This is a genomic window from Arthrobacter arnarulunnguaqae, from assembly GCF_051262515.1.
GTDB lineage: Bacteria > Actinomycetota > Actinomycetes > Actinomycetales > Micrococcaceae > Arthrobacter_N.
On sequence record NZ_JBIMER010000023.1, the window covers coordinates 1 to 25,693 of the forward strand.

At 69.9% G+C, this 25,693-nt stretch carries 24 protein-coding genes, 1 pseudogene and 1 riboswitch; of the genes and pseudogenes, 17 read left to right on the forward strand and 8 right to left on the reverse strand.

Features of this window, described 5'->3' with window-relative positions; translation table 11 throughout:
• Positions 1-113 precede the first annotated feature (113 nt).
• Together ACHAAJ_RS14380 and ACHAAJ_RS14385 are read left to right on the forward strand one after the other, a co-directional pair.
• Positions 114-1,061 carry an ABC transporter ATP-binding protein gene (locus tag ACHAAJ_RS14380; protein ID WP_435728929.1) on the forward strand — a complete coding sequence of 316 codons (948 nt, stop codon included), beginning with the start codon at positions 114-116 and terminating at the stop codon, positions 1,059-1,061.
• Positions 1,058-1,873, forward strand: a complete 816-nt coding sequence (locus ACHAAJ_RS14385; RefSeq protein WP_435728930.1) for an ABC transporter permease subunit — start codon at positions 1,058-1,060, stop codon at positions 1,871-1,873. The genes ACHAAJ_RS14380 and ACHAAJ_RS14385 overlap by 4 nt, the downstream gene beginning before the upstream one ends.
• A 139-nt stretch (positions 1,874-2,012) precedes the next feature.
• Here ACHAAJ_RS14385 and ACHAAJ_RS14390 read toward each other — a convergent pair whose 3' ends face one another.
• Positions 2,013-2,666, reverse strand: coding sequence for a GntR family transcriptional regulator (locus ACHAAJ_RS14390; RefSeq protein ID WP_435728931.1), 654 nt, complete (start codon positions 2,664-2,666; stop codon positions 2,013-2,015).
• Between the two features lie 135 nt (positions 2,667-2,801).
• On the opposite strand from ACHAAJ_RS14390, the gene ACHAAJ_RS14395 reads away from it, so the two are divergent.
• Genes ACHAAJ_RS14395 through madM form a run of 4 tightly spaced genes read left to right on the forward strand, consistent with a single transcriptional unit; the run spans position 2,802 to position 6,741 of the window.
• A complete protein-coding gene (locus tag ACHAAJ_RS14395) occupies positions 2,802-4,034 on the forward strand; it encodes a malonyl-CoA decarboxylase domain-containing protein (RefSeq protein ID WP_435728932.1) in 1,233 nt (410 codons plus the stop codon).
• Entirely contained in the window at positions 4,031-5,560 is a 1,530-nt protein-coding gene (locus ACHAAJ_RS14400; RefSeq protein ID WP_435728933.1) for an AMP-binding protein, read from the forward strand. Before ACHAAJ_RS14395 ends, ACHAAJ_RS14400 begins: the two co-directional genes overlap by 4 nt.
• A gap of 9 nt (positions 5,561-5,569) precedes the next feature.
• A complete protein-coding gene (gene madL, locus ACHAAJ_RS14405; RefSeq protein WP_435728934.1) occupies positions 5,570-5,977 on the forward strand; it encodes a malonate transporter subunit MadL in 408 nt (135 codons plus the stop codon).
• The gene (madM, locus tag ACHAAJ_RS14410) at positions 5,974-6,741 is read left to right on the forward strand and encodes a malonate transporter subunit MadM (protein WP_435728935.1); all 768 of its coding nucleotides are present in this window, start codon (positions 5,974-5,976) and stop codon (positions 6,739-6,741) included. The genes madL and madM overlap by 4 nt, the downstream gene beginning before the upstream one ends.
• A gap of 305 nt (positions 6,742-7,046) precedes the next feature.
• Here the strand turns inward: madM and ACHAAJ_RS14415 are convergent, their stop codons facing one another.
• The 4 genes from ACHAAJ_RS14415 to ACHAAJ_RS14430 are packed head-to-tail and all read right to left on the reverse strand — an operon-like array spanning position 7,047 to position 12,130.
• On the reverse strand, positions 7,047-9,557 hold the full coding sequence (locus tag ACHAAJ_RS14415) for a CHAT domain-containing protein (protein ID WP_435728936.1): 2,511 nt from the start codon (positions 9,555-9,557) through the stop codon (positions 7,047-7,049).
• A 1-nt stretch (position 9,558) separates the two neighbouring features.
• The gene (locus ACHAAJ_RS14420) at positions 9,559-10,050 is read right to left on the reverse strand and encodes a hypothetical protein (protein ID WP_435728937.1); all 492 of its coding nucleotides are present in this window, start codon (positions 10,048-10,050) and stop codon (positions 9,559-9,561) included.
• Entirely contained in the window at positions 10,047-10,628 is a 582-nt protein-coding gene (locus ACHAAJ_RS14425) for an RNA polymerase sigma factor (protein ID WP_435728938.1), read from the reverse strand. Before ACHAAJ_RS14425 ends, ACHAAJ_RS14420 begins: the two co-directional genes overlap by 4 nt.
• On the reverse strand, positions 10,625-12,130 hold the full coding sequence (locus ACHAAJ_RS14430) for a S8 family serine peptidase (protein WP_435728939.1): 1,506 nt from the start codon (positions 12,128-12,130) through the stop codon (positions 10,625-10,627). Before ACHAAJ_RS14430 ends, ACHAAJ_RS14425 begins: the two co-directional genes overlap by 4 nt.
• Positions 12,131-12,490: 360 nt before the next feature.
• On the opposite strand from ACHAAJ_RS14430, the gene ACHAAJ_RS14435 reads away from it, so the two are divergent.
• The 4 genes from ACHAAJ_RS14435 to ACHAAJ_RS14450 all read left to right on the forward strand — a co-directional run bounded on the left by ACHAAJ_RS14435 (position 12,491) and on the right by ACHAAJ_RS14450 (position 17,895).
• Positions 12,491-15,157 (forward strand): exo-alpha-sialidase, encoded by a 2,667-nt coding sequence (locus ACHAAJ_RS14435; protein ID WP_435728940.1) that lies wholly within the window; start codon positions 12,491-12,493, stop codon positions 15,155-15,157.
• A 133-nt stretch (positions 15,158-15,290) separates the two neighbouring features.
• A complete protein-coding gene (locus tag ACHAAJ_RS14440) occupies positions 15,291-15,419 on the forward strand; it encodes a hypothetical protein (RefSeq protein WP_435728941.1) in 129 nt (42 codons plus the stop codon).
• A gap of 4 nt (positions 15,420-15,423) precedes the next feature.
• Positions 15,424-16,434 carry a glycine betaine ABC transporter substrate-binding protein gene (locus ACHAAJ_RS14445; RefSeq protein WP_435728942.1) on the forward strand — a complete coding sequence of 337 codons (1,011 nt, stop codon included), beginning with the start codon at positions 15,424-15,426 and terminating at the stop codon, positions 16,432-16,434.
• Positions 16,435-16,659: 225 nt separating this feature from the next.
• Positions 16,660-17,895, forward strand: coding sequence for a glycerophosphodiester phosphodiesterase family protein (locus tag ACHAAJ_RS14450; protein ID WP_435728943.1), 1,236 nt, complete (start codon positions 16,660-16,662; stop codon positions 17,893-17,895).
• A 99-nt stretch (positions 17,896-17,994) separates the two neighbouring features.
• On the opposite strand, the gene ACHAAJ_RS14455 is transcribed toward ACHAAJ_RS14450, so the two are convergent.
• Together ACHAAJ_RS14455 and ACHAAJ_RS14460 are read right to left on the reverse strand one after the other, a co-directional pair.
• Positions 17,995-19,245 (reverse strand): MFS transporter, encoded by a 1,251-nt coding sequence (locus tag ACHAAJ_RS14455; protein WP_435728944.1) that lies wholly within the window; start codon positions 19,243-19,245, stop codon positions 17,995-17,997.
• Positions 19,242-19,814, reverse strand: a complete 573-nt coding sequence (locus ACHAAJ_RS14460; RefSeq protein WP_435728945.1) for a TetR/AcrR family transcriptional regulator — start codon at positions 19,812-19,814, stop codon at positions 19,242-19,244. The genes ACHAAJ_RS14455 and ACHAAJ_RS14460 overlap by 4 nt, the downstream gene beginning before the upstream one ends.
• A gap of 182 nt (positions 19,815-19,996) precedes the next feature.
• On the opposite strand from ACHAAJ_RS14460, the gene ACHAAJ_RS14465 reads away from it, so the two are divergent.
• The 5 genes and pseudogenes from ACHAAJ_RS14465 (at position 19,997) to ACHAAJ_RS14485 (ending at position 23,202) form a co-directional block, all read left to right on the forward strand.
• Positions 19,997-20,521, forward strand: coding sequence for a flavin reductase family protein (locus tag ACHAAJ_RS14465; protein ID WP_435728946.1), 525 nt, complete (start codon positions 19,997-19,999; stop codon positions 20,519-20,521).
• An 87-nt stretch (positions 20,522-20,608) separates the two neighbouring features.
• On the forward strand, positions 20,609-21,307 hold the full coding sequence (locus ACHAAJ_RS14470; protein WP_435728947.1) for a maleylpyruvate isomerase family mycothiol-dependent enzyme: 699 nt from the start codon (positions 20,609-20,611) through the stop codon (positions 21,305-21,307).
• Positions 21,308-21,779: 472 nt separating this feature from the next.
• Positions 21,780-22,004 (forward strand): annotated as a pseudogene (locus tag ACHAAJ_RS14475) (NADPH-dependent FMN reductase); the annotation flags it as partial.
• A gap of 31 nt (positions 22,005-22,035) precedes the next feature.
• Positions 22,036-22,158 (forward strand): hypothetical protein, encoded by a 123-nt coding sequence (locus tag ACHAAJ_RS14480; protein ID WP_435728962.1) that lies wholly within the window; start codon positions 22,036-22,038, stop codon positions 22,156-22,158.
• 84 nt (positions 22,159-22,242) lie between these two features.
• Entirely contained in the window at positions 22,243-23,202 is a 960-nt protein-coding gene (locus tag ACHAAJ_RS14485) for an aldo/keto reductase (protein WP_435728948.1), read from the forward strand.
• A 9-nt stretch (positions 23,203-23,211) separates the two neighbouring features.
• On the opposite strand, the gene ACHAAJ_RS14490 is transcribed toward ACHAAJ_RS14485, so the two are convergent.
• On the reverse strand, positions 23,212-23,760 hold the full coding sequence (locus ACHAAJ_RS14490; protein ID WP_435728949.1) for an OsmC family protein: 549 nt from the start codon (positions 23,758-23,760) through the stop codon (positions 23,212-23,214).
• A 36-nt stretch (positions 23,761-23,796) separates the two neighbouring features.
• A riboswitch (SAM riboswitch) is annotated at positions 23,797-23,912 on the reverse strand.
• 198 nt (positions 23,913-24,110) lie between these two features.
• Here ACHAAJ_RS14490 and ACHAAJ_RS14495 point away from each other — a divergent pair.
• Positions 24,111-24,527, forward strand: coding sequence for a VOC family protein (locus tag ACHAAJ_RS14495; protein ID WP_435728950.1), 417 nt, complete (start codon positions 24,111-24,113; stop codon positions 24,525-24,527).
• Positions 24,528-24,780: 253 nt separating this feature from the next.
• Positions 24,781-25,647: an alpha/beta fold hydrolase gene (locus ACHAAJ_RS14500; protein WP_435728951.1), complete on the forward strand. Its 867-nt coding sequence runs from the start codon at positions 24,781-24,783 to the stop codon at positions 25,645-25,647.
• The last annotated feature ends 46 nt before the right edge of the window (positions 25,648-25,693 follow it).

Below are 25,693 nucleotides of genomic sequence, written 5' to 3' on the forward strand. Positions count from 1 at the left end.
GGGGGTGTGTTCTCCGGCGTCATTCCTGATCGTCCCGCCTCTGGCGCGGTAGGCGCGCGCGGCGCACAATGGCGACAGGGGCCGCCGCGCCAGGCGCCCGTGAGGGGGACGGCATGGGGAACGCCATCGCGGTGGAGGGACTGGCCAAGCGCTTCGGCAACCGCGAGGCGCTGCGCGGGATCGACTTCGAGATCGAGCGCGGCAGCGTGTTCGGGGTGATCGGACCCAATGGGGCCGGCAAAACCACCGCCATGCGCTGCCTGCTGGACATCATTCGGCCCACGGCGGGAACGGTCCGGGTGCTTGGCACGGATCCGCGCCGGGCGGGCCCCGAGGTCCGACGCCGGATCGGGTACCTTCCCGGCGAACTGGCCCTCGAGCGCCGGATCACCGGCCGCCGGATGATGTCCCACTTCGCCGCCATCAGCGGGCCCGTCCGGCCCGGGCGCGTCAACGGACTCGCCGCCCGGCTGGGCCTGGAGCTGGACCGACAGTCCCGCAAGCTCTCCAAGGGCAACAAGCAGAAGCTCGGCCTGGTTCAGGCGTTCATGCACGATCCCGAACTGCTCATCCTGGACGAGCCGACGTCGGGACTGGACCCGCTCATGCAGCGCGAGTTCCTCGCGATGGTGGAGGAGGCCAAGGGCCGCGGCCAAACCGTGTTCCTGTCCTCGCACATGATCGGCGAGATCCAGCAGGCCGCGGACACGGTGGCGATCCTGCGGGACGGGCTGATCGTGCGCACCGCGACCGTCGCGGAACTGCGCGCGGGGGCCCGGCGTCGGCTGCGCGTCGTCGCCGCTGCCGGTCCGGACGCGCTCGCCGCGCACCTGGACCGGCTCCCGGGACTGGACCGCTCCGGCGTCGTACGGCTCGACGACGGGGCGAGCGTTCTCGACGCGGCCTACGCGGGCGACGTCGGTGCGCTGCTCCACGCGTTGTCGGGACTCGACGTGCGCGATCTGGTCCTGGAGGAACCGGACCTGGAGGAGGCCGTGCTGGAGCTTTACGGCTCCGGCCCCGGCAACGGGCGGCTCCGCGCCGAGGGGGAACGGCGATGACGGCCCCGGCCCGCCGGCCGGTGCCGACGCTGTTCGCCAAGGCTCTCGCGGACACGTGGCGCTCCACCCTGGTGTGGGCCGCGGTGCTCCTCGCCGTGCTGGCCCTCTACCTTCCGCTGTACCCGTCGATGGCCGGCCCGGAGATGGAGGGGCTGCTGGCGTCCCTGCCGCCGGAGCTCATCCGGGCGCTGAACTACGACCAGATCGGCACCGGGCCGGGCTACGCGCAGGCCACGTTCTTCGGGCTGCTGGGGTTCATGCTGACGTCGGCCGTCGCGATTTCGACGGGGGCGGCCGCGATCGGCGGGGACGAGGACGCGGGGCTGCTGGAGCTCACGCTCGCGCACGGGGTGACGCGCACCCAAGTGGTGGTGGGGCGTGCGCTGGCGCTCCTGGCCACCGTGGCATTGCTGATGCTCGTGGTCTACGCCGGGGTGTGGGTCCTGAACGGGCCGTCCGAGCTGGGCCTGGAGGCCGGGCCGCTACTGCAGGGCGTGGCGCAGTTCCTGCTTCTGGTGCTGCTCGGCGGGACGGCCGCGATGCTCGGCGGGGCGGTCGGCGGCCACCGGACGCACGGGACGGTGGCCGGCGCCGTCGTGGCCGTGGGCGGGTACGTGCTGAACGCCGTGGGAAACCAAAGCGCGGACCTCGAATGGATGCATGCGCTGTCCCCCTACAACTGGGCGCTCGACGGCTTGCTTTTGGTCGACGGCATCGACTGGACCGTTTTCTGGGGGCTCGCCGGATTGAACGCGCTGTTCGTGGCGCTCGCCGTCGTCGCGCTGCGCCGCCGCGACGTCGGGGGAGCGTAGGCGCCCCCTCCCGTTTCGACGGAGGTAGATGCTCCCCGCCCCCGTTTCGACGGAGGTAGATGCTGGAATTCCGCCGAAAACGGACATCTATCTTCGTCGAAACGGTGGCGGTGGGGGAGGGGGCGGGGGAAGGTTTCTGCTATTCCTGCAGTAGGCCGTCGAGGTTCAGGACCATCTCCGTGTACTCGTCGCCCTGGATGACCACGTGCGTCCTCGCTAGCGCACGGGCTTCCTGGGCGGAGCCGTCCCTGATGGCCTGGGCGATGGCGCGGTGCTCGCGCAGGCTCCGCGACATGCGGTCGCCCACGCGGAGTTGCAGGCGGCGATAGACCTCCAAGCCGCCCTGCAGCTTCTCCGTCTCCCGCCTGAGGAAATCGTTGCCCGAGCCGGCGTAGATCGTCCGGTGAAAGCGGCTGTTGGCGTCGTAGTATCCGTCCGGATCCCCGGAGTCGACGAACTGCTCGCAGGCGACGAGCCATCCCGTCATTTCGTCGGCCACGTCCGGCGGCATGCGCCGGGCCGCCAGCTCGGCGCAGAGGCCCTCCAGGTCCGCCATGACCTCGAAGCGCTCTGCGAGCTCGCGCATGCTCAAGCGCGAAACGAACGTCCCGCGCTTGGGCCGGATCTCCACCAGGCCGGATGTACTCAGGTGCTGGAGCGCATCGCGGACCGGCGTCCGCGAACACCCGTATTCCGCGGCAATGCCCTCCGGGTCAAGCTTGTCGCCAGGGCGGAAGCGGCCCTCCACGATCGCCTCTTCCAGGCCGCGCCGAACGCGTACGGCTTCTGACATGGGCGCCTCCTCTTCGTATGCCTCAAATTTAGCGCAAGCGCACGACTATGGCGTGGATCACATACATGCTGTACTGTCGCTGTTATATACAACACAGCATTCCATGTATATATCCCTTCCCGTCAGGAGCACCCCATGGACACTCCCGTCCCGCTGTCAGCACGCTTGACAGCGAACTGCGCAGCACTGCTGGACGTCGGTGACGGCCACTTCAAGCCCGCGATGGCGGCCGCCATCTTGGACGAGTTCGAGGAACTCGACGCACACGGCCGGGCCGCCTTCTTCCGGTTCCTTCATCGCGATCTGACGCCGGACCCGGAAGCCGTTGGCGACGCCATCGCGCATTGGCAGACCGAGCCGTCCCAAGAAGCAGCCCAACGGCTGCACGCGGTGAGCGAGTCACCGCGCCAAGCCCTACTCCGCGGGCTCAACCTGGCGCCCGACGGAACGTTTCGGTTGGTCTCCATGCGGTCCCGGTTCCTGGAGGTCTTGGACCGGCATCCCGAGTTCAAGCCGGTCGACCAGGATTTCCTGCACCTGTTCCGCTCCTGGTTCAACGCGGGCTTTCTGAAGTTGCAGGAACTTTCGTGGGACTCCTCCAGCGCACTCGTCGAGCACATTCTCGACTATGAGTCCGTACACCCGCTGGGAAGCTGGTCCGAGTTGCGGTCGCGACTGAAGCCGGCGGACCGGAAGTGCTTCGCGTTCCTGCACCCCTCGATGGGGGACCGGCCGCTCATTTTCGTCGAGGTGGCCGTGACCGAGGAGATCCCACACTCGACGGAGTTCATGGACGACCTGGACCGCGTGAACCACACGGCCACCGGAACCGTGGCGACGCTCTACTCCATCAACAACACCTTCCCCGGCCTCCGCGGAATCCCGTTCGGCAATCACCTCATCAAACAGGTGATCGCCCACGTGCGCCGCGAAAATCCACGGATCACCACGTTCGTGACGCTCTCCCCGGTCCCGGGCTTCCGCGCCTGGCTTCAGGAGCGGTCGGCAGACGGTTCGGATTCGGATGGGCTGATTCGCGCAGCCGAGAAGGCGCTGCAGCCCGGGGCCCCGGACGACGCCGTCTCTTCAGTCCGCGCGGCCATCACCGCCGCCGCGCACAGCTACCTCCTGGAAAGCACGGACAGCCGGGGCAGGCCGTTGGACCGCGTAGCCAGATTCCACCTGCGCAACGGGGCCACCCTGCACCGTATTAATTGGCCGGCCAACACCGGGAGGCACGTCATGGAGCAGTCCATGGGGCTCATGGCCAACTACATCTACCAGGGCAACGAGTTGCACCAGCTCGCCGCGGCCGGATCCTACGCGGCGGCCACACACTCATCCACTACGGCCGAGGAGGCACCATGAAGACCATTGTTCAAATGTTCGACGACGCGGCGGGGCGACGAGGGGAGAAACCCCTCACCATCGAGCCGGACGGACGGAACCTGAGCTACGCGCAGGCGCACGCCCTGACGGAACGGCTGGCTGGCATCCTGTCCGCTCTCGGCGTGAAACCGGGGGACCGGGTCGCCGCCAAGGTCGAGAAGCTGCCGGAGGTGATCGCCCTCTACCTAGCGACCCTCAGGGTCGGCGGGATCTACCTGCCTCTGAACACGGCGTACACGGGCAGTGAACTCCAGTACTTCATCGACGACGCCCGGCCCAAGGTTTTCGTTTGCAACCCCGGGGAGGAAACCGGGCTCGCGCAGAGCAGTCCGGACCACGTTGCGTTCGTGTCGATGGGTCCGCGGGAGAGCGGAACCCTCTTCGAGCAAGCCCCCGAGCCGTTCGTGCCGCCGGCCGTGGACCTGGATGCCCCGGCTGCCATCCTCTACACTTCGGGAACCACCGGCCGTTCCAAGGGCGCCGTGCTGACCCACCGCAACCTCGCCAGCAACTGCTCCACGCTGACGGAGGCCTGGCGGTACACCGAAGACGACGTGCTCATCCACGCGCTGCCGATTTTCCACATCCACGGATTGTTCGTGGCCATCAACATGTCGGTGACCAGCGGGGCCACCATGCACTTCCTGCCCAAGCTGGACCCCCAGGCGATCGTTGACCTCATGCCCACGTCCACCGTGCTGATGGGCGTGCCGACCTTCTATACCCGGCTGCTCAAGCATGCGGCGGTCACCGCGGAGACCACGGCGGGCATGCGCCTGTTCGTTAGCGGATCTGCTCCGCTGACCGCCGAAACGCACCACGAATGGAAAGCCAGGACCGGCCACGCCATCCTGGAGCGCTACGGCATGACCGAGACCGGCATGATGTGCTCCAACCCCTACGGCGGCGAGCGCAAGGCAGGGACCGTCGGTCCGCCGTTGCCGGACATCGACGTGCGGATCGTCGACAGGGACGCCAACGCGGAGGTGCCCCGCGGAACGGTGGGGCTGATCCAGGTCTCCGGCCCCAACGTCTTCCGCGAGTACTGGAACAAACCGGAGAAAACCGCGGAAGACTTCACCGACGACGGCTACTTCATCACAGGTGACCTCGGCATGATCGACGACGACGGCTACCTCGCGATCGTCGGACGGGACAAGGACCTCATTATTTCCGGGGGCTACAACATCTACCCCAAGGAGATCGAGGACCTCATCGACGAACATCCGGCGGTGCGCGAGTCGGCGGTGGTCGGGGCTCCACACGCGGACCTCGGGGAGGTGCCCCTCGCCGTCGTCGTACTCCAAGAACACCACACCGCGACGTCCGAGGAGATCCTCGACGTGGTCCGCCCGCACCTCGCACGGTTCAAGCAACCGCGGGCGGTCGTCTTCAGCGCCGAGCTGCCCCGGAACGTCATGGGCAAGGTCCAAAAGGCCGAGCTCCGGAGAACGCACGCAATGCTCTTTCAAAACCAACAGACGCCCGTGGGAACCAGGGGCTGAGAGGACAACATGATTATCACAGGAGTAGCGGTACTGGGCGCTTGTTATGTGGCCGGGATGCTCTTAGGCGAGCTCCTCGGCCTGTTGATCGGAGTGGAGTCGAACGTCGGCGGCGTCGGCTTCGCGATGATTCTGCTGGTCCTGGTCACCCACCGGATGCGCAGGGCGGGCCTTCTGCCCTCCGCCGCCGAACACGGGGTGTTCTTCTGGAGCGCCATGTACATCCCGATCGTGGTGGCCATGGCCGCCACGCAGAACGTGGTCGCCGCCGTGAGCGGCGGACCCATGGCACTGCTGGCGGGGATCGGGGCCCTGGCCGCAGGATTGGCGCTGGTGCCGGTCCTAGCCAGAATCGGCGGACAAGCCGAACCACTGCCTTCGCTGGAGGAAGAAAAGACTAAGGAGGAAGTGGCATGACCGATCTCATTTCAGGAGTGCTGGAGGCCAACGGTCTCATTGTGGCGTTCGTCATCGTCGGGGCGTTGGTGCTTGCATCCAACTTCCTGTCCACCAAGCTGACCCGCGGCAGGCTGCAGGGCTCCGCCATCGCCATCATGGTCGGGCTCGCCCTCGCGTACTTCGGCGGGCTTCACACCGGGGGAGAAAAGGGTCTGGCGGACATCGCCGTCTTCGCCGGCCTGGGCGTGATGGGCGGAGCGATGTTGCGCGACTTCGCCATCGTCTCCACTGCCTACGGCGTGGACCTGAACGAAATCAAGAAGGCCGGGGTCACGGGCATCCTGGCGGTGCTGCTGGGTGTCTTCGTCTCCGCCATCGTCGGCGCGGGCGTGGCGGTGGCGTTCGGGTACACCGATCCCGTCAGCATGGCGACCATCGGAGGCGGCGCGGCCACGTACATCGTCGGCCCCGTCACCGGCACCGCGCTCGGTGCCAGCAGCGAGGTGATCGCGCTGAGCGTGGCTGCCGGGCTGGTCAAGTCCGTCATCGTCATGGTCGGCACGCCCTTCATCGCACCGTTGATCCGGCTGAACAACTACAAGTCCGCGATGGCCTTCGGGGGCCTCATGGGCACCACCTCGGGCGTGGCCGGCGGATTGGCGGCCACCGACAAGCGGCTCGTCCCCTATGGCGCGATGACTGCGACATTCTACACCGGCATGGGCGTCCTGCTGGTGCCGTCGGTCTTCTACTTCGCACTGGTGGCCATCACCGGCGGTTGAGGCCCGCGAACGGACGAGGCGAGGGTACGACGGCGGTGCGCACCGCCGTCGTACCCTCAAGGCTGGCGAGGCACGGCGATGGCCCGACATCCCCCAAAATTTGATGTCGGGCCCCTGCCGCGGCGTTCCCCTGGCCGGTCCCCGTCGGCCGTTTCCGCCTTGCACATGTCAAGAGTCCGATCCGGCGGTCCTGATACACGGGGCATGAGAATTTTCGGGGAGGCATACGGATTTCGACGAAGCCAGATGCCCACACCGTCCGTTTCGACCGAGGTAGATGCTCGAATCCGCCCCGAAACGGACATCTACCTTGGTCGAAACGCGACGGGCGGGGCGGCCGACCAGTTGGCCCCGAACCACGCGAAGCTTCGGTCCAACAGCCCCTCGCTCGCGTCGGCCAGCGCCCCCGGCCCGTCCTGTCCGGCCGCGAGGCGCCGGTGGAACCCGGCCATCGTCCGGGCCGCGGCCTCGTCCGGGACATCCGTCAGCGGGGCCACGACGGCGCGCACCCCCATCGCGAGCAGGCTGGACGTCAGCCCGAGCGCCTCGTCGCCCGGACGCAACCGCCCCCGTCCGGCGCCGCACGCGGACAGCACCACCAGGGACGCCCGGATCGGGACCTGCTCCAGTTCGTGCGCGAACAATGAACCCCCGTGCAGCCGCAGCGAGGAGAACAACGGGTTGTCCTCCCGGTGCGTCCCGTGCGCGGCGATGTGTACGACGTCGTACGTCGCAAGCGCCGCCGTCACCGCGGCCGGCTCCGCGGCGATCTCCTCCGCCCCGGCCCAGAGCCCGGCCACCGCCGAACACTCGCGGCCGGCCAAGGCGAGCCCCGGCCCCGCGGCGACCGCCACCCGCGGGCCGGCCTCGAACCGCACGGCACCCGAGCACCAGGCGTCCACCGACCGGCTGAGGGTCAGGTCGCGGTTCCGCAGTCGCGGGAGCATGCCCCACGGCAGCCTGGCCAGCGCGCCGCTCGGCACCACCACCACCGGCCCCGCCCCCAGCGTTTCCGGAAGGAGCATGCGGTCCAGCCGCTCCAGCGACTCGTCGAGGGAGGAGAGCACCGCGGCGCGCAGCGGCCCGGACGGCGACTGCGCCGCGGCCGACGCGCCCGCGATGACCCGCGCCACGAGCTCGGCCACGTCCTCCCGGTTCCCCAGGCGGAGCAACCCGGCCGGCCGCGCGGGTTCGAGGTGCACCAGGCGCAGGGTGTCGTCGGCCCAGAAGTAGCTCAGCACGGTGGCCCGCCCCAGCCGCGCGCGGCTCAGCGGCTCCCGGCGCCGGCGGACCATCCGCCCGCGCCCGGCCCAGTAGTGCTCGCGCAGCTCGCCCTCGATCCGTCCGGCCTCCGCCCGGAGCCCGCGGGCGTCGCCGGAACCGGCCGTCCGCAGGTCCTCGTGCAGCCGGCGCAGGTCGGACCACAGCCGCGCCTGCGCCGGCTCGGCCGGCGTCACCACGGACGGCACGCCGGCCAGCGCCGCGCGCCAGCGCTCGGTCGCCAGCAGTGCCGCCCATCCGTCGCCGCCGGCGGCGGCCCGGCGCAGATCGCCGCCCACGATGGGACCCAGATGGAGCGCGACGGCGGTGCGCAGGTCCAGACTCGCCATGCCGGCCCGGGCGGTCGCCGTGTCCGACGCCGCATCCCGCAGCAGCCGTGCCCGCCTCCCGGGGTCCGCCGTCAGCGAGAGTTGCGCCAGGATCGCCAGCAGGCGGGTCGCCAAGTAGGGGGAGCGCCGCATCCTGCGCAGGCATCCGGCGGTCTCGGGGTCCGCCGCGTCCGCGGGTGCCCCGACCCGCGTCTCGGCGACGGCGTGCAGCGCCGTCGCGCGGTCGGCCAGCCACGGCCGGCCCGCCGCCCGGGCGCCCTGGACCAGCGCCGCCGCCGCCACGGAGAGTTCCGCCCCGGATTCCCCGGCGCCCAGCAGCCGCGCCTCCAGCCGCACCGCCGCCGCCTCGAGGGCGCGCGCGTCCTCCCCGCGTTCGGCCACGACGTCGACCACCTCCCCGGCGAGCCGAACGGCGTCGGACACGCGTCCGCCGAGCGCGGCGCAGCGCGCCTGGTCCAGCAGCGCCTCGGCCAGTTCGTCCGTCAGCCCGGCGTCCCGCAGTTCGACGACGGCGCGGCCCGCCAGTCCGGCGGCCTCTTCGACGAGTCCGGTCTCCATCAGCACCCGGGCGCGGTCGTGCCGGGCGACGGCGCGGTCCACGTCGGCGTCCAGCGCGTCCGCCTCCGCCATGGTGCGCAGGGCGGCGGGCAGGTCGCCGCGCAGGTACTCGACGAAGCCGAGGTTGTGCAGGGCCATGAACCGGTAGGCCGGCAGGTCGCCCGCCAGGCCGGCCGCGGCGCCGAGGTCCGCGGCCGCCTCCTCCAGCCGGCCCGCCTGGGACCCGATGGTTCCCTTGTTGAGCAGCAGCCGGACGCGGTCGTCGACGGGCAGGGACCGGGAGAGCACGACGGCGGGGCGCAGGTGATCGAGCGCGTCGCCGAAGTTCCCGGCGCGGGCGCAAAGAACGCCGGACTGGATGTGCGCCAGCGCCCGGATGTTGACTCGCCCCGCCGCGGCGGCCTCGCCCAGGACGCCCCGGATGTCCGCCAGGGCCGCGGGCAGCCCGCGGTCGTCGCAGGTCAGCCAGGATTCGGTGAGACGGATCCGCAACCCGAGCTCGAACCCGTCCGCGCCGGGCGCCGCCGCCAAGTGGCCCCGCGCCTCGTCCAGCCGCTCCCGCGCCTCCTTCAGCCGGTACCCGGCGACGGCCGCGCGCGCCTGTTGGTACGCGGCGTCGGCGGCCGCGAGCGGGTCCGGTTCCGGCACGTCAGAACTCGATCACCGGCGTCAGGACGGGCTTGCCGCCCGGGGCGGCCGGATGCAGCAGGAAGCGGACCGGCCCGTGCGGGATCGCCCGCCAGACCAGCCGGCCGTGCGCGTCCGACGTCGCCCAGTGCGGCGTCGTCCCGGCGAAGAGCGCCACCTCCAGCCCGCCCCCGGTGATCCATCCGTCGATCCGCAGCCCCCCGCCGTCGTCGTGCTCGTCGTCGCTGGTTCTGACCATCAGCTGCAGGGCCGAACTCGTGAAGGTGACCGTGTCCGTGGGGCTCGCCTCGGCGCTGCGCAGGGCGGCGTCGTTCGCCTCCAGGAGCGTCGCGATCTCCGCGTCGAGGGCGGCGAGCGAAACCGCGAACACGACGTCGTCGTCCAGGTTCGGCGGAGGCGGATCGACGGCGTCGTAGTGGTCCGCGACCGAGCCGAGGATGGCGGCGTCGAGGCCGTCCAGGTTCTCCAGCGGTGAGTCTCCGGTGCCGTTCATGATGCGCTCCAAGCGGGGTCGGCGGTGAGTGAGGCGCGTAGCGCGGCGAGGCAGCGGCCACGGGTTGGTCCAATGGACCCGATCGGGATCCCGAGGGCCTCGGACAGGGCCGCGTAGTCCGGCGGCCCGCCGCGGCTGACCACGCGCAGGATGGCGCGGCAGCGTGGGCTCAGCCGGCCGAGATGGTCCGCGAGGACGCGCCGGGCCTCGTGCCGCAGCGCCTCCTCGGCCGGACCCGGCGACGGGTCGCCGAGGTCGGTGTCCGGATTCGGGGCCTCCCAGGGGAGGTCGCGCCGGCGCTCGCGCGCCACCCGCCACGCCTCCCGGCGGACCGTGGTGCCCAGCCATGCGAGCACCGAGCGCGGCTCGCGAATGTCGGCCGCCGAGGCGACCAGGCGCAGCCACGCGGTCTGGACGACGTCCTCGGCGTCCGCCTGCTCCAGCCGGCAGGCCCGGGCCAGGTGCCACAGGGTGGGGTTCAGGAGGCGGACGAGCGGTTCGATCCGGCCGCGGCGCCCGGCCTGGAACTCCGCGAACAGGGCCGCCGACTCGTCGACGAGGCTGGTGGACGCGGTCATGGCCGGACCCAGTCCAACGTCGCGGCGAGCGCGTCCCACGCCCGGTCCAGGCGGTGGGCCAGGTCCGGGTCGGCGGAATCGACGAGCCCGCGTGCGAGCTCGCCGGCGAGGACCGGCGCGGCGAACGACGTCCCGCTCCAGACGCCGAACCCCCCCGAGAAGTCGTCCGGGTGCAGCGTGGCGCGTGGTTTCCCCTCGTAGTCGAGGGTGGCGATCATCTGCCGGTCGCCGTGGAGGTGCGTGGGCATCGTCGAGACGACGGCGGCGCCGGCGCGGGTGCAGCTCACCCACGGCCCGGCGTTGCTGAAGTAGGCGACCGTGCCGTCCGGGTTGCGCGCCCCGACGCCGGCGATCGGCAGGAGGTCGGGGACGGTTGGGCCCTCCGCGAAACCGGCCGGATACATCGGCGCCGTGGTGGCGTTGTTCCCGGCGGACGCGACCACCAGCACCCCGAGGCGCCCGAAGTCCTCCAGCAGGGCGCGCAGCGGGGCATCCGCCAGATGGTCTGCCGGGGACTCGTGGTAGTAGCCCAGCGACAGGCTGAGTACGTCGATCAGCTGCCCGGTCTCGCCAGCGGCGAGCGCGTCGACCTGCCGGGTCCGGAGCGCCTGCAGCGTCGCGATGAGGCACGATTCGGACACCACGCCGTCGTCCGTCATGACCGGAATCCCGAAGATGCGGGCCTCGGGGCAGAGTTGGCGGACGATCCCGGCGATGAACGTCCCGTGCCCGGCGAACGGCAGCAGGGTGCCGTCGAGCGGGTTGCGGGTGGGCTCGGGCGTCGCCGATCCGGGCACGGTCCCGTGCCGCCCGAGGAGGTGTCCGTCGACGTGCACCTCGGCGGTCGCCGTGGCGGGGTCGGTGAACCACGGGTGCTTCTCCAGACCGGTGTCCGGCACGACGACGACGGGCGCGCGCTTGGGCCGCCTGCGGCCCCCGGCCGGATCCGGGAGGACGACGGCGACCGGGGTCCGTCCGCCCATCCCGGGTGAGCCGTAGCTCGCGGCCGGGGGACCGCCGACTCCCGCGTAGTACGGGACTCCGGCGTAGTAGGGAACCCCGGCGTAGTACGGGACCCCCGCATAGTAGGGGACGCCCGCGTAGTGCGGAGAGGCGACCATGGCGTGGTCCAGCGCCACCGAACCGTCCGCACCCTCGCGGCGCAGGAGCGCCAGCAGGCGCCAGGCGTCGATGTCTTCCGATGCGCCCCGCAGCACCAAGCGGTGCGTCGGCGGGGACAGGCGGACGGATTCCGGACCTCCCCTGGACTCGATCCCCAGTGGCGTGGACTCGACCTCGATCCCCAGTTCCGCCGCGATCCTGCCGATCGGGTCCACCAGTCCCGGCACGTCCTCGGCACGCGCGGACAGGAGCAGCGAGTCGGCCACGTAGGCGGTGGCCCCGCCGTCCGGCGCGAGAACCACGCGGAGGTTCCACGCCGCGGCGACCTGCGGGTCGATGTACGGAAACGGGTTGTCGGCGGCGGGCTCGTGCTCGGTCATGGCGGTCCTCTCAGGTCATGGTTCCTGAGACTAGGAGGGGCGTGCGTGGTCAGTGATACATCGGGTAGGGAGAAACTGTGGGCGGCAACGGCGTCGTGGACGCCGCACCGCCATGGCAGGATCCTACGCCCGTTCCCACCCCGTTTCGACGAAGGTAGATGCTCTGATTCGGTGGGATTCGAGCATCTACCTCAGCCGAAACGGGTTCGGCGGACATCTACCGCCGTCGAAATGCAGTGGCAGGTTCCCTTGGGCCCTTGACAATGTGACGACAAACACATAATCCTATATAGGACGTCCTACATCGGACGTCATGGGCCGTCGCTCGGCCCTTCCCCCGGAAAGGACGATCGCATCCCCATGACCGCCACTCCCGCACCCCGGCCCGCCTCCGCCGCCAGCCCACCCAGCAGCCGTCGCTCCCTGCGGCGCCGCTCCACATCCGTCCTCGGCGCCGTCGCCGTTTTCGGCCTCGTGGTCCCCGCCCTGGCCGCCGGGCCGGCCTTCGCAGACACCACCACACCGGGCTACTCCCCGAATGCCACCCCCGCCACTTTCGCCGAGCAGAACCTCGCCGCGGACCGCACCGCGGAGAACTTCTTCTACCGCATACCCGCGCTGACCAGCCTCGGCGACGGCGTCGTCCTCGCCTCATGGGACGCACGCCCCGGCTCCGCCGCCGATGCCCCCAACCCGAACACCATCGTCCAGCGCCGCAGCACCGACTACGGCAAGACCTGGGGCCCGATGACCACCATCGCCGCCGGCCATGCGGGCACTGTCCTCACGCCGAAGTACGGTTACAGCGACCCAAGCTACGTCGTGGACCGGGAGACCGGGAAAATCTTCAACTTCTTCGTCTACTCCAAGGACCAGGGCTTCCACGGCAGCCAGTTCGGCAACGACGACGCCGACCGTCAGGTCATCAGCGCCGCCGTCGTGGAATCCATGGACGGAGGCATCACGTGGAGCGAGCCCCGACTGATCACAGACGTGGTCAAGCCCGGCGCCTCCAAGACGCCCAGCCCGGGAGACGTCCGCAGCATGTTCGCGACCTCCGGCGAGGGTATCCAGCTCAAGCACGGCGAGCACGCCGGACGTCTGATCCAGCAATACGCCGGCGACGTGCAGCAGGCCGATGGCGCCCGCAGCATCCAGGCCTACTCCGTCTACTCCGATGACCACGGCGCAACGTGGCAGCGCGGCGAATTCGTGGGCACCTCCATGGACGAGAACAAGGTCGTAGAGCTCTCCGACGGCCGCGTCATGATGAACTCGCGCGATTCGTCCAACGGAGGCTTCCGCAAGGTCGCCATCTCGACCGACGGAGGCCGCAGCTACGGCCCCGTCACCCGCGACACACAGTTGCCGGATCCGACCAACAACGCCCACATCACGCAACTGCACCCGGACGCCGCGGCCGGAACCGCCGATGCGAAGAAGCTCCTGTACACCGGAGCGAACAGCCAGACCGGGCGGCAGAACGTCTCCGCGCGCGTCTCCTGCGACGACGGCGCCACTTGGCCCGGTCTGCGGACCATCCGCCACGGCTTCTCCGCCTACTCCAGCACCACGGCGCTGGGCAACGGCACGTTCGGCACCTTCTACGAGGCCAACTACACGGACAACATGCCGTTCGCGGCATATGACGAGGCATGGCTCAACGTGGTCTGCGCCCCCCAATCCGCAGACAATTTCACGGCCGACGCCGGTGGGCAGCACACTGTGCCCGTCACCGTGACCAACCAGGAGTCGGAACCCGTCGGCGGCCGAGTGACGATCGACGGCCCCAGCGGCTGGAGCGCCGAAACGGTCGACGTTCCCGCGATAGCGCCAGGCGGCTCGTCCGTGGTCGACGTCGTTGTCAACGTGCCGGCCACGGCCAACGGAACCGCCACGCTGCAGACCGTCTTCACCGCAGCGGACGGCCGGGAGGCCCAGTCGCTGGTGCGTGCATCGGTTGAAGGTGTGGAGGTCGTCGGCATCTCGGTTCAGGGCAGCCGGACGGACACGTCCCGCGATCTCGCGGCGAACCCCTACGCCGCGGGGGAGAAGGTCCCCTACAACTTCCTCGTGAAGCACACGGGCAACGTCACGCAGTGGGTGGTTCCGACCGAGGGCAACTTCTCGCCGTTCGTCGCCGCTCCGGTGGGAGAGCCCGCCCCGGCGGGCAACTGCCGCTTCGGAACCTTCAACGTCGGGGCGTCCTACAACTGCTCCACCCCGCGACACGACGTCACCGAGGCCGAACTCGCGGACGGTTTCTTCGTCCCACAAACCACGTGGACGGTCGGCACGCACGACGACTACTACACCCCCCGTGAGACCTACCGAATCGCGGGCGACGAGGTGGACCTCCTGGTTCGAGCTCTGGAGCTCTCGGCCGGCGAAGCCAGCAGTGAACTCGTCGACGCCGACGGCGACGGTTACGCCTCAGCGGGAGACTCGGTGCGCAGCACGGTTCCGGTCGCCAACAACGGGAACGTTCGGTTGACTGATCTGACGGCCGACGGCGATGCGCTCGTCGACGCGCTGGCCGTCAACGCCGGCGTGGAGCACGTGCTCACCCATGCGCTGACCCAGGAGGATCTGGATAACGGTGTGGTCCCGGCGCGGAACGTCGAGTTTGCTGGCGCCAATGGTGCCAAGAGCGTCACCGTCGACGGGGCCATCGCGGCCTTCGAGCTGGACGTGCGGCCCTCGGACCCGGGCACGTCCCCGGGCAACTCCGGCAACAAGGGCGGCGGCCAGGCGAAGCTGTCCCACGACAACGAGCGCGGTCCTTCGGCCGATGGCGACTACACGGTGACCATGGAGCCGGCACGCGCCACGGGTGCGACGCTGTTCCGCCTCTACGAGGATGGTGTCCTGCTCGGCGAGCACCAGCTCGATCCGCAGTCCCCGCGGTCCATCTCCACGTCCGTGACGGACAAGTCCGTGGGAACGTACTCCTACAGCGGTGAGCTGGTGAACGGCTCCGGAAGCACCGACGTCGTCGGCGTGAAGGTCGCGGTCCGCCAGGCCTAGCGCCTCGACAAAGGTAGATGCCCCCGCCCTGCGTTTCGACAAAGGCAGATGCTCGTATTCGACCGAATAAGAGCATCAACCTTCGTCGAAACGGGGGTGGGGGACATCAGTCTCAGGTGAAAGTGCCGATCGGGTGCGGGGCGGAACCCTGAACCTCACCGCGGTGCTCGTGGCCGGCTCCATCCTGGTGGCCCTGCTGGCCCTGTTGATCGACTGGACGGGCCGGCTCTTCGAGGACGTGGCGCGCCCGAAGGGACTGTGACGCCATGAAGACCACGAACCCCAACGCACGACGCCGGTGGGCCGTCACCGTCGCGCTCGCCGCTGCCGGCCTCGCGCTCACGGGCTGCGGCCTGCAGCCGGCGGCCTCCTACGTGCCGGAGGCGGAACCGGGCAGCATCCAACCGGTCCCGAACCTGCCCGAGGACGCGGAGATCACGATCACCAGCAAGAACTTCACCGAGCAGCTGATCCTGGGCAAAATCGCGGTACTCGCGGCGGACGCCGCCGGGTTCGAGGTCAACGACCTGACCAACGTCCCCGGAAGCCAACCGGCCCGCGAGCTCATCGCCTCGGGCCAGGCGGACATGCTGTGGGAGTACAAGGGAACGGCGTGGCTGACCTACCTGGGCCAGGACGCGGGCATCCCGGACCAGCAGGAGCAGTGGCAGGCCGTGCGCGACATGGATCTGGAGAACGGCCTCACGTGGGCACCGGCCGCCCCGCTGAACAACACCTACGCATTCGCCGTACGCAGCGAGGCCGTCGAGGAGTTCGGTGGCATCTCCAAGCTGTCGGAGATCGCCGACCTTCCGGTGGAGGACCGCACGTTCTGCGTGGAGGCCGAGTTCGATTCCCGCCCCGACGGCATGAACCCGATGGTGGAAACATACGGGATGGAGCGGGGCGCCGCGGATGGCGTCCCGGACGGCAACATCGGCATCTACGACACCGGTGCCGTCTACTCCGCGACCGACAATGGCGACTGCAACTTCGTCGAGGTGTTCACCACCGACGGCCGCATCGACTCGCTGGGCCTGGTGGTCCTCGAGGACGACCAGACGTTCTTCCCGGCGTATAACGTCGCCGCCGTGTTCTTCACCGAGACGCTGAAGGAATATCCCCAGCTGGAGGATGTCTACGGGCAGATCTCGCCGCTGCTCAACGACGAGGAGATGCGCAGGATGAACCTCGAGGTGGACGTCAACGGCGCCGAGCCGGCCGACGTCGCCTTCGAATGGATGGTCTCCGAGGGCCTCATCACCGAACCCGCCTAACCCTCCCCTCCCTCCCGCGTTTCGACGAAGGTAGATGCTCTGATTCGGCCCGAAATGGACATCTAGCTTCGTCGAAACGCGGGGGCGGGACACCTACCTTCGTCGAGCTTCGTCGAGGTAATCCTTCACCCGCCATTCACCGCCCGTTGTCGATCCCGTCGTGGCGTTCGGACACCCTCGTATGCAGGGGAACCGTTCGAACCATCCACGGAAGAGGACCACACCATGTCACAACGCCTGTCCACCCTGCTCGCCGGATCCGCCGCCGCGGCCGCCGTCGGCCTCTCGATCCTGGCGCCCGCCGCCAGTGCCCAGCCCGCCGACGCCGCCCCCGAGCGCAGCGAATCCGCCGAGACGCCACTGGTCATCGGACACCGCGGGGCGGCCGGCACCGCGCCGGAGAACACCGTCGCGGCGTTCAAGCACGGCCGCGCCTCCGGGGCGGACTTCTTCGAGATCGACGTCCAGCTCAGCGCCGACGGCGTGCCGTTCGTCTTCCACGACGACACGCCCGCGCGCACCACGAACGTCGAGGACGTGTTCCCCGATCGCGCCGCGGACCCCATCACCTCGTTCACGTGGGCCGAGCTCCAGCAGCTCGACGCCGGATCCTACTTCGGCGGGAAGTTCGCCGGGCAGGGCATCCCCCACCTCGACGACGCCGCGCGCGTCGCCACGCCGGAGACCGGCGTCTACATCGAGATCAAGGCGCCCCGTAACTCGCCCGGCATCGAGGCCGTGGTCGCGGACAGGCTCGCGAACGACCCGGCGTGGTCGAGCCTGGTGGAAGCGGACAAGATTCAGGTCATCGGCTTCGACGAGGGTTCCAACCGCACCTTCGCGCAGCTGGCCCCGGACGTCGCGCTACAGCAGCTCTCCAGCACCGTGCCCGGCCCCGCCACCATCGAGTCCTGGGCGACATTCGCCGACTCCGTCGGCACCAACTACCGCACGCTGACGGAGGAGAACGTCGCCGACGTAAAGGACGCCGGACTCGTCATGGGCGTCTACACCGTGAACTCGCCGGAGGCCGTGGACGCGGTGATCGACCTCGGCGTCGAAGCCGTCACCGGGGACTTCCCCATCCAGACCATGCGCCACGTCGCGGGCCTCAAGCCGTTCCCGGCCGCACGCGGACTCGAGATCGTGGACTCCGTGAACAATCCGGCAGGCAATGACGTCCAGCCCGAATCGGGCGAGCACGTGGTGCTGCGCAACACCACCGGCCACACCGTGGACGCCAGCGGACTCCTGCTCCGCGACGCCGCCAACAACATCCTGCGCGTCGGCGAGGGTTACCGGCTCGCGCCGGGCGCGGAACTGCGCGTCTACACCGGACCCGGCACCAACTCGGCCGAGGCCTACTACAACGGTGGAACCGCGTCCGTGCTGAACAACGGGGGAGACTCGGTGGCGCTCTGGTCCCGGAACGGCCAGCTGCTGGACGTGTTCGCGAACTAGTTCCTGGAACAAGCCGCGCGTTTCGACGACGCTAGCTGTCACCAGCTCCCGCTTCGCCTGAGGTAGATGCGCAATTTCGACCCAAAAAAGACATCTACCTCAGGCGAAACGTGGGGAGGGGCGGGTGCGGCGGACCGCCAGCACCGGAGAGAACGCGAGGACCAGGACCCCGGCCAGCGGCACCACCAGCAGGCCGGTCGCCAGGCTGGTGGCGTCGGCCACCGCCCCGACGATCGGCGGGGACAGCAGGAAACCCACCCGCATCAGCCAGCTCACCACGGTGAGGCCGGTGCCGGGCCTCAGGCCGGGGAGCTCGTCCGCCGCGTGCATCGCGGCGGGCACCAGGGTGGCGACGCCGAGGCCGGCCGCGGCGAAGCCGGCGATGGTCCCGGGGACGGTCGGGAAGAGCAGGGCGGCCCCCATTCCGACGGCGGTGGTCGCACCGCCGGCCTGCGCCACGGCGCGCTGCCCGAAGCGGTCCACGAGGCGGTCCCCCACGAGGCGTCCGATGAACTGCGCGCCGGTCAGGGCGACGAACCCGAGTGCCGCGACGGGCGCCGCGGCGCCGAGTCCGGTGCCGAGGTAGAGGGCCGACCAGGAGCTGCCGGCGTCCTCGACCAACGAGCCGGAGGAAGCGATGAGCACCAGCGCGGCCAGGACCGCGTACTTGGCGAGGCGTCCGCGCCGTCCGGCCGGGGCGCGCGTGGGGGCAACGGCGTCGTGCGCGGGTTCGGGGGTCTCGGCCGGTTCCGCGCCGGGCAGGAGGAAGCGGTGGAAGGCGAGCACGACGGCGGCGAAGAGCACCAGCGAGGTGGCCAGGTGCGCTCCGCGCGGCACGTCGAGACCCACCGCCGCGGCGCCCATGAGCCCGCCGAGGACCGCGCCGATGCTCCAGACGGCGTGGAACGAGTTGAGGATCGAGCGCTGGTAGAGCCGCTGCACGCGCAGGCCGTGCGAATTCTGTGCGACGTCGGTGATGGCGTCCATCGCTCCGGCGAGGAACAGCGCGCCGGCCAGCAGCGCCCAGGACGGGGCGATCCCCGCGAGCAGGATGCCGGTGCCGGTGAGGAGGGTGCCGACGCCGGCGACCCGGGAGGAGCGGAAGCGCCGGATGAGCGCGCCCGAGGCCAGTCCGGCGATCAGCGCGCCGAGCGGGAACGCGGCCACGGCCGCGCCGAATGCCGCGTTGCTCAGGCCCAGCGCGTCCAGGATCTCGGGGTAGCGGGGCACGATGTTCGCGAACAGGGCGCCGTTGGTCAGGAAGAGCAGCGACACCGCCAGGCGGGCGCGGCCGTGCGCGCGGGCCCCGGCCGGGGCGCCGCGGTCCGGGGTCAGGGTTCCGGGGTTCACGGGGTGGTGGTCACTCTCTCGACGGCATGGCGGATCTCCGCGACGGGCAGGGGATGCAGGGACAGGGTGCGGTGGATGGACAGCCCCTCGATGAGCGCGTCGACCATCGCCGCGGTGGCCGGGTCGAAATGCCGCTCGAGCGCGTGGCGGCTGCGCGCCATCCACGCGTCGGTGACCCGGCGCAATTCGGGGTTCTGCGCGGCCAGCGCGTAGAGCTCGTAGGACAGGATCGCGCCGCGGCGGGAGCCGAGGAGGTCCCCGGTGATCAATCCGACGACGGCCTCCCGCGCCGCCGGGCGGTCGGCGGCGGCCGCCAGTGCGGCCTCGAACCCGTCCGCGGTGGTGTCGGCCAGCCTCGTGAACGCAGCCGTGAGGAGCTCCTCGATCCCGCCGAAGTGGTAGGTCATGGACCCCAGCGGGACGTCGGCCGCCGCTGCCACCCTCCGGTGCGTGGTGCCCGCGACCCCGTGTTCGGCGATGACGTCCAGGGCGACGTCGACGATCCGGTCCCGGCGCTCCGGATCGTGCCGGCGCGTGCGGGCGGACTCGCGGTGCGCTGGGGATTTCATGTGTACAAGTGTACGCATGGTGGCGGCGGGTGCCGGCCGGGCGCGTTAGTCCGTGGTGGTCGGCGGCGCCGTGCCTTCGTGGGACCGGTAGGCGGTGGGTCTGATGCCGTAGCGGCGCGCGTCGCTCGCGTCCGGCGTCGCGCGTCTGGCGCCGCACCGGAAGCGGTTCTAAGGTGGGGCACATGGGCACGCAAACGACGTCGGACCTCGCCTCGGCGTTCCGCCAGGCGTTCGGGGGCCACCCCGCGGGCGTCGCCATCGTCACGGCGGCGGGCGCGGACGGTCCCGTCGGCATCACCGCCTCGTCCGTGATCTCGGTGTCCGCCGATCCCGCGGCGCTCGCCTTCTCCGTCTCGACGGACAGCACGTCCGGGGCCGCGGTCCTCGCCGGCCACGCCGTCGCGGTGCACCTGCTGACCATCGCCAACCACCGACTCGCCGAGTTGTTCGCGCGTCCGGGCTCGCGCCGCTTCGGAACGGACATGGACTGGTACACGGCGCCCACTGGCGAGCCCATCCTGCGCGGGGTGGGAACGGTGTTGCGGTGCGCGATCGTCAGCCGGACGCCGGTGGGCGCGGGCGTCCTCGCGGCGGCGCGCGTCCTTCAGGTGTCCGACGGCGGTTCGCCGGCGGTCCCGCTGGTCTACCATCGCCGGACCTACTACGGGCTGGAGCAGCACGCCGCCCTGCGCGGCCGGCGGGCGTAGTTCGTCCCGGCGGATCAGTCAGGACCGTTTGCATATGGATCGCCGGTAAGGGCGATTCGCGCCGTGGCCACTGGATAAGGTGGCCTCATGATCAACTCAGCTTCCCTCCACTCGGACATCTCCCGACTCGGCCGAGAAACGGACATGTTCCTGGCCACGATCGAGTCGCTGGCGGACGACGAACTCCCCCGGCCGTCGCTGTGCGGCAGTTGGAGCCGCGCCGATGTCATTGCGCACCTGGCCTCCAACGGCCGCGCCCTGGTCAAGCTCATCGATTGGGCCGTCACGGGAGAGGAGCAGCAACCCTACGCGTCCCGGGAGGCCCGCGACGCGGAGATCGCGGAGATCGCCGCCCGCCCGCGGAAAGAACTGCTCGATGCCTTCCGGGAGTCCGCGGCGTACTTCTCCGAGCAGGCCCGGCGACTGGCGGGCGACTTTGCGGTCGAGGAGGTGCACCTGCACGGCAAGCGGATCCCCGTGCTCTCCATCGTGGCACTGCGCATCGCCGAGGTCGTCGTCCACCACAACGACTTGGACACCGCCTGGACCATCGAGGAGGCCGATCCCGACTCGGTGCTCGACGCCCTCGAGGCAGCGGTGCGCACCATGCGGGCCAAGGACGCCCCCGGCATGACCCTGGTGACGGAGGAGCGCGACGAGTGGGTGATCGGCGACGGCTCCCTGCGAGTGGAATCGGACCGGGAGGGCCTGCTCGAATGGCTCTCCCGTGGCCACGCCGGGTATTTGGAGGCCGATGGCCCCTTGCCGACGCTGCCGGCCTGGTGATCAGGAACCCGTAAGGCGCGAAAACGCCCCCGCCGGTCTCATCGGCGGGGGCGTTTTCATGTGCCGCCTCTTGGGTTTGGCACGCGTCCCCGCCACTTGGGGGAAGGCGGGAACGAAAGATCCAAGCGGCTTGGGGGAAGCATTGGATCTGTTGGAACAATACCCGGGGGTAATCATTTTGTAAAACGCCGGCCTTGCCTGACGTGTCGGGGTGTTTATGGGCGGCCAGCCGGTCCGAACAGCAGAGTGCCCCCGCCCTGCCTAGGGGGTGGGGGCACTGATTCTGCATCGGCATTGGCCTGGTCCGATGCTGGCGGGCCCGCCACTTGGGGGACGGCGGGGCCGCGGTGATCCTGTTGGCCCTTGGGGGAGGCCGTTTGGATCTATTAAGAGACTAGACCCCAAGTGACGGATCTTGTCAAGACTTGTTGGAGTGTTGACGAAATTGAAATCTAGCCGGGTGCGGATCGCTGTGCTCGAGATCCCCATTGCCGACCTTCCCCTCTACAACCCGGACTTCGACGCCGACTTCCCGGTGGCCGGTAAGGAGCTCAAGGCAGCGATTGAGGGCTCGGGCGGAATCCTCATCGTGTCCCCCGAGTACAACCGGTCCATCCCCGGCGCGCTGAAGAACGCGATCGACTGGGGTTCCCGCCCGTGGGGCAGCAACTCTTTCGCGCAAGCCCACCGGTATCATCGGTGCATCGCCGGGCGGGATCGGCACGGCCGTGATGCAGTCGTCGATGCGCAGCGTCCTGAGCTTCCTCGACGCGCCGCAGCTCAACGCGCCGGAGGCCTACATCACCTTCAAGCCGGAGGTCTTCGGGGACGACGATCCCGGCTCCCGCTAGTAGCCCCGAGCGTCGGCGCTGGCGCAGGCGCCGGCGCGCACCGGCGTCGTACGCTGTGAGTCCACCTACCGAAGGAGCACCAGCATGCACGAAGCCGCATCCCGCCTGATCTTTGGATGCATGGGCCTGGGCGGGGGTTGGGGCGCCGGACCGCTCGAGGCAGCCGACGTGTTCGAGGCGCACCGCGCCGTCGACGCCGCGCTGGAGGCCGGCATCACGGTGTTCGACCACGCTGACATCTACCGCAACGGCAAGTCGGAGGAGGTGTTCGGCCGCGTCCTGGCCGAACGCCCCGAGCTTCGCGACCAACTCCACCTGCAGACCAAGTGCGGGATAGTGCTGGGCACGCCGGACACTCCCGGCCGCTACGACGCGTCCGCCGGGACCATCGCGGCCCGGGTCGAGGACAGCCTGCGGCGCCTCGGCACGGACCGCGTGGACACGCTGCTCGTCCACCGGCCGGACCCGCTGGCCACGCCGGCGGAAATCGCCGGCGCCTACGCCGACCTCAAGGCCGCCGGGAAGGTGTTGCGGTTGGGCGTCTCGAACATGTCCGCCGAGCAGATGGGCGCGCTGCAGTCCGCCCTCGACGAGCCGCTGGCCGTCAACCAGTTGGAGATGAGCCTGCACCGGCTCGGCTGGTTGGAGGCGGGCGTCCTCGTCAACCACGCCGAGGGCGCGGACGTCTGTTTCCCGCACGGTGCGCTCGAATACTGCGCGGCCAACGGCGTCGAGCTCCAGGCCTGGGGTCCGCTGGCGCAGGGTCGCTACAGCGGACGGCCGGCCGACGGCGCCGGGACGGAACCTGCGGACGCGGCCGCTTCCCGCATGGTCGCCGCCCTGGCGCAACGCCTGGATTGCGCGCCGGAGTCCGTCGTGCTGGGCTGGCTGATGCGCCACCCCGCGAACATCCGTCCCGTCGTCGGCACGTCGAACCCCGGACGCATCGCGGCCTGCGCCGACGCCGAACGTGTCGCCGAGGCCATGGCCTCCGACGACTGGTACGCCCTCTGGACCGCGGCCCGCGGACGCCCGCTGCCGTAGCCCCTTGCCCTATCCGGCTGGGTTCGCGGCCACCTCGATCTCCACCGGCGTCGGGTTGGCGAACAGGTCCAGCACCGGGCAGCGTTCGTCGACGGTCCGCCGCAGTTCGTCGTAGCGCTCCTGCGATTCCGGTCCGGTGATGACTACGCGCAGGCGAACCGCGGAAAAGCCCGGCCGGACCGTTGCATCGGCGCCGAAGAGACCCCGCACGTCGAGGTCTCCCTCGGCGTCGATCGTGATGTCGTCGACCCGGATGCCGAGCTGGTGGGCGTACAGCCTGTAGACCACCACCTGGCAGGATGCCAAGGCGCCGAGCGCGTATTCCACCGGGCTCGCCGCCGCGTTGTCGCCGGCCAGCCCGGCAGGCTCGTCGACGGTGAACTCATGTCCTCCGGTCGTGATGCGCGTGGCCACCGAGCCCTCGCCGGCCCCCCGTGCGCCATACGTCAGGCGGGCGTTCGCGGCGTCGGCGGCGATTTTGCCGGACCAGAAGGCTCCGGCGTCGTCGAGCCGCGCGGCGCGAACCTCGTTCAGGTCCTGCAGGGAAGTCTGGGTCATGATCGATCCTTGGTGTCGTGGCGCATGCCAGGCACGTCGCCATACTTACGCCGCCCAAGCCGGGCCGGCGTCGAATCCTCACCTGGGGCACCCCGCTACAGCGGGAGGGTTGCCGTCCAACCGGCCAGGGCCCGTGGTTGGAACTCTTGATTCTCCGACGAGTCTGACGGGGGATGGCGGGGTGGTTCAAGGGTTTCGTCACGAACCGCAACGCGCCGAAACATGTCGACGCGGGCGGCTGCGGCGGCCCTCGCCTAAGCGGCCGTGCCGGAGCATAATGGGAGCCTTCAGTCGGCTCCGGCAGTTGCCCAGGTGCCCGGACGCATTCATCTCCGAGGAGTGGCACAAAAATGGCGACGACGCTCAACCCGTACCTCGGCTTCAAGGACAACGCCCGCGACGCGCTGGAGTTCTACCACGGCGTCTTCGGCGGCGAACTCGTGCTGAACACATTCGGCGACTTCCAGGCCAGTGAGGAACCGGCCGAAAAGGAAAAGATCATGCACGGCCAGGTGACGGGAGCCAACGGGCTGACACTCATGGGTTCGGACACGCCCAACGCCATGGAGTACAACACCCCGAAGGGGTTTTCCGTGTCCCTGAGCGGCGGCGACGAGGCGGAATTGCGCGGTTACTGGGACAAGCTTGTTGACGGCGGAACCATCATCGAGCCCCTCGCGGTGGCGCCGTGGGGCGACAGCTTCGGGATGTGCACGGACCGGTTCGGGATCGGCTGGATGGTCAACATCGCAGGCCGGCGGGGCTGACGCCCGCGGTCTGCAGCGGAGCTGGACGACGCCGTCGCCGTGCCCGGGCTGGGACGTCCACGACGTCCTGGCGCAGAGCGGACCGCCGTCGTGCCGTTGCCTTTGTGCCGCCTGCCGGAACGGTCCCGTGGCCAGAGGGTCGCGCGTCCCTAGGCTTGTCAGGGAGGGGAACCCTGCGCGTGCGCGGGGCCGCCCCACCCAGGCCGCGGGTCCGCGAGGACCTCTGCGCGACGACGAGCAACAGGAGTGCGCCATGACCACAGTTCAGATTCCCGACTACACCACGGACAAGTTCTTCGGCCTCGAGGACAAGTGGCTCGAGACCGCTCCCGGCGAGGTCACCCACTACCACGAGCTCGGCGAGGGCACCCCGATCCTCTTCCTCCACGGCTCCGGCACCGGCGTCACCGCGGCCGCGAACTGGTGGCTGAATCTCCCGGAGATTTCCGAACTCGGCCGCTGCATCGCGATCGACTCGATCGGCTACGGCCAGTCCGTCGTGGCCCCCGGCACCGAATACGGCATCAAGGAATGGGTCCGCCACTCCGTGCGCGTGCTGGACGCGCTGGGCATCGACAAGACGTGGATCGTGGGCAACTCGATCGGCGGCTGGGTGGCGATGCAGTTCGCCATCGACTTCCCGGAGCGCCTGCTGGGCATCGTTTCCATGGGCACCGGCGGGGCGAAGAAGACCGCGGCGCTGTCCGGACACGCGAAGCCGGAACTGTCCGAGGCCGGCATCCGCCGCACGCTGGAGCAGTTCGTCGTCGACAAGTCGCTGGTCACGGAGGAGCTCGTCTCGCTGCGCTACCAGTCCGCGCTGAACGACACCGCCTCCGACCGCCTCGTCGAGGTCGTCACGGCCCGCGACCGGGACCGCGACGCCCTCCCGCTGGACTTCGAGGTGCTCTCCAAGCTGGAGATCCCGGTCCTGCTCATCCACGGCATGCAGGACGTCGTCATCCCGCCGTCGCGCACGTGGGAGCTGCTCAACGTGATCCCGAGCGCGGACGCGCACATCTTCAGCCAGTGCGGCCACTGGTCCCAGGTGGAGCGTGCCGAGGAGTTCAACACGGTCATCAAGCAGTACCTGACCGCGCAGGGCGTCGGCGGCAAGTAGCGCATCCGGCAGGACCAGGAAACGGAAAAACGGTCCGGCTCCCTGT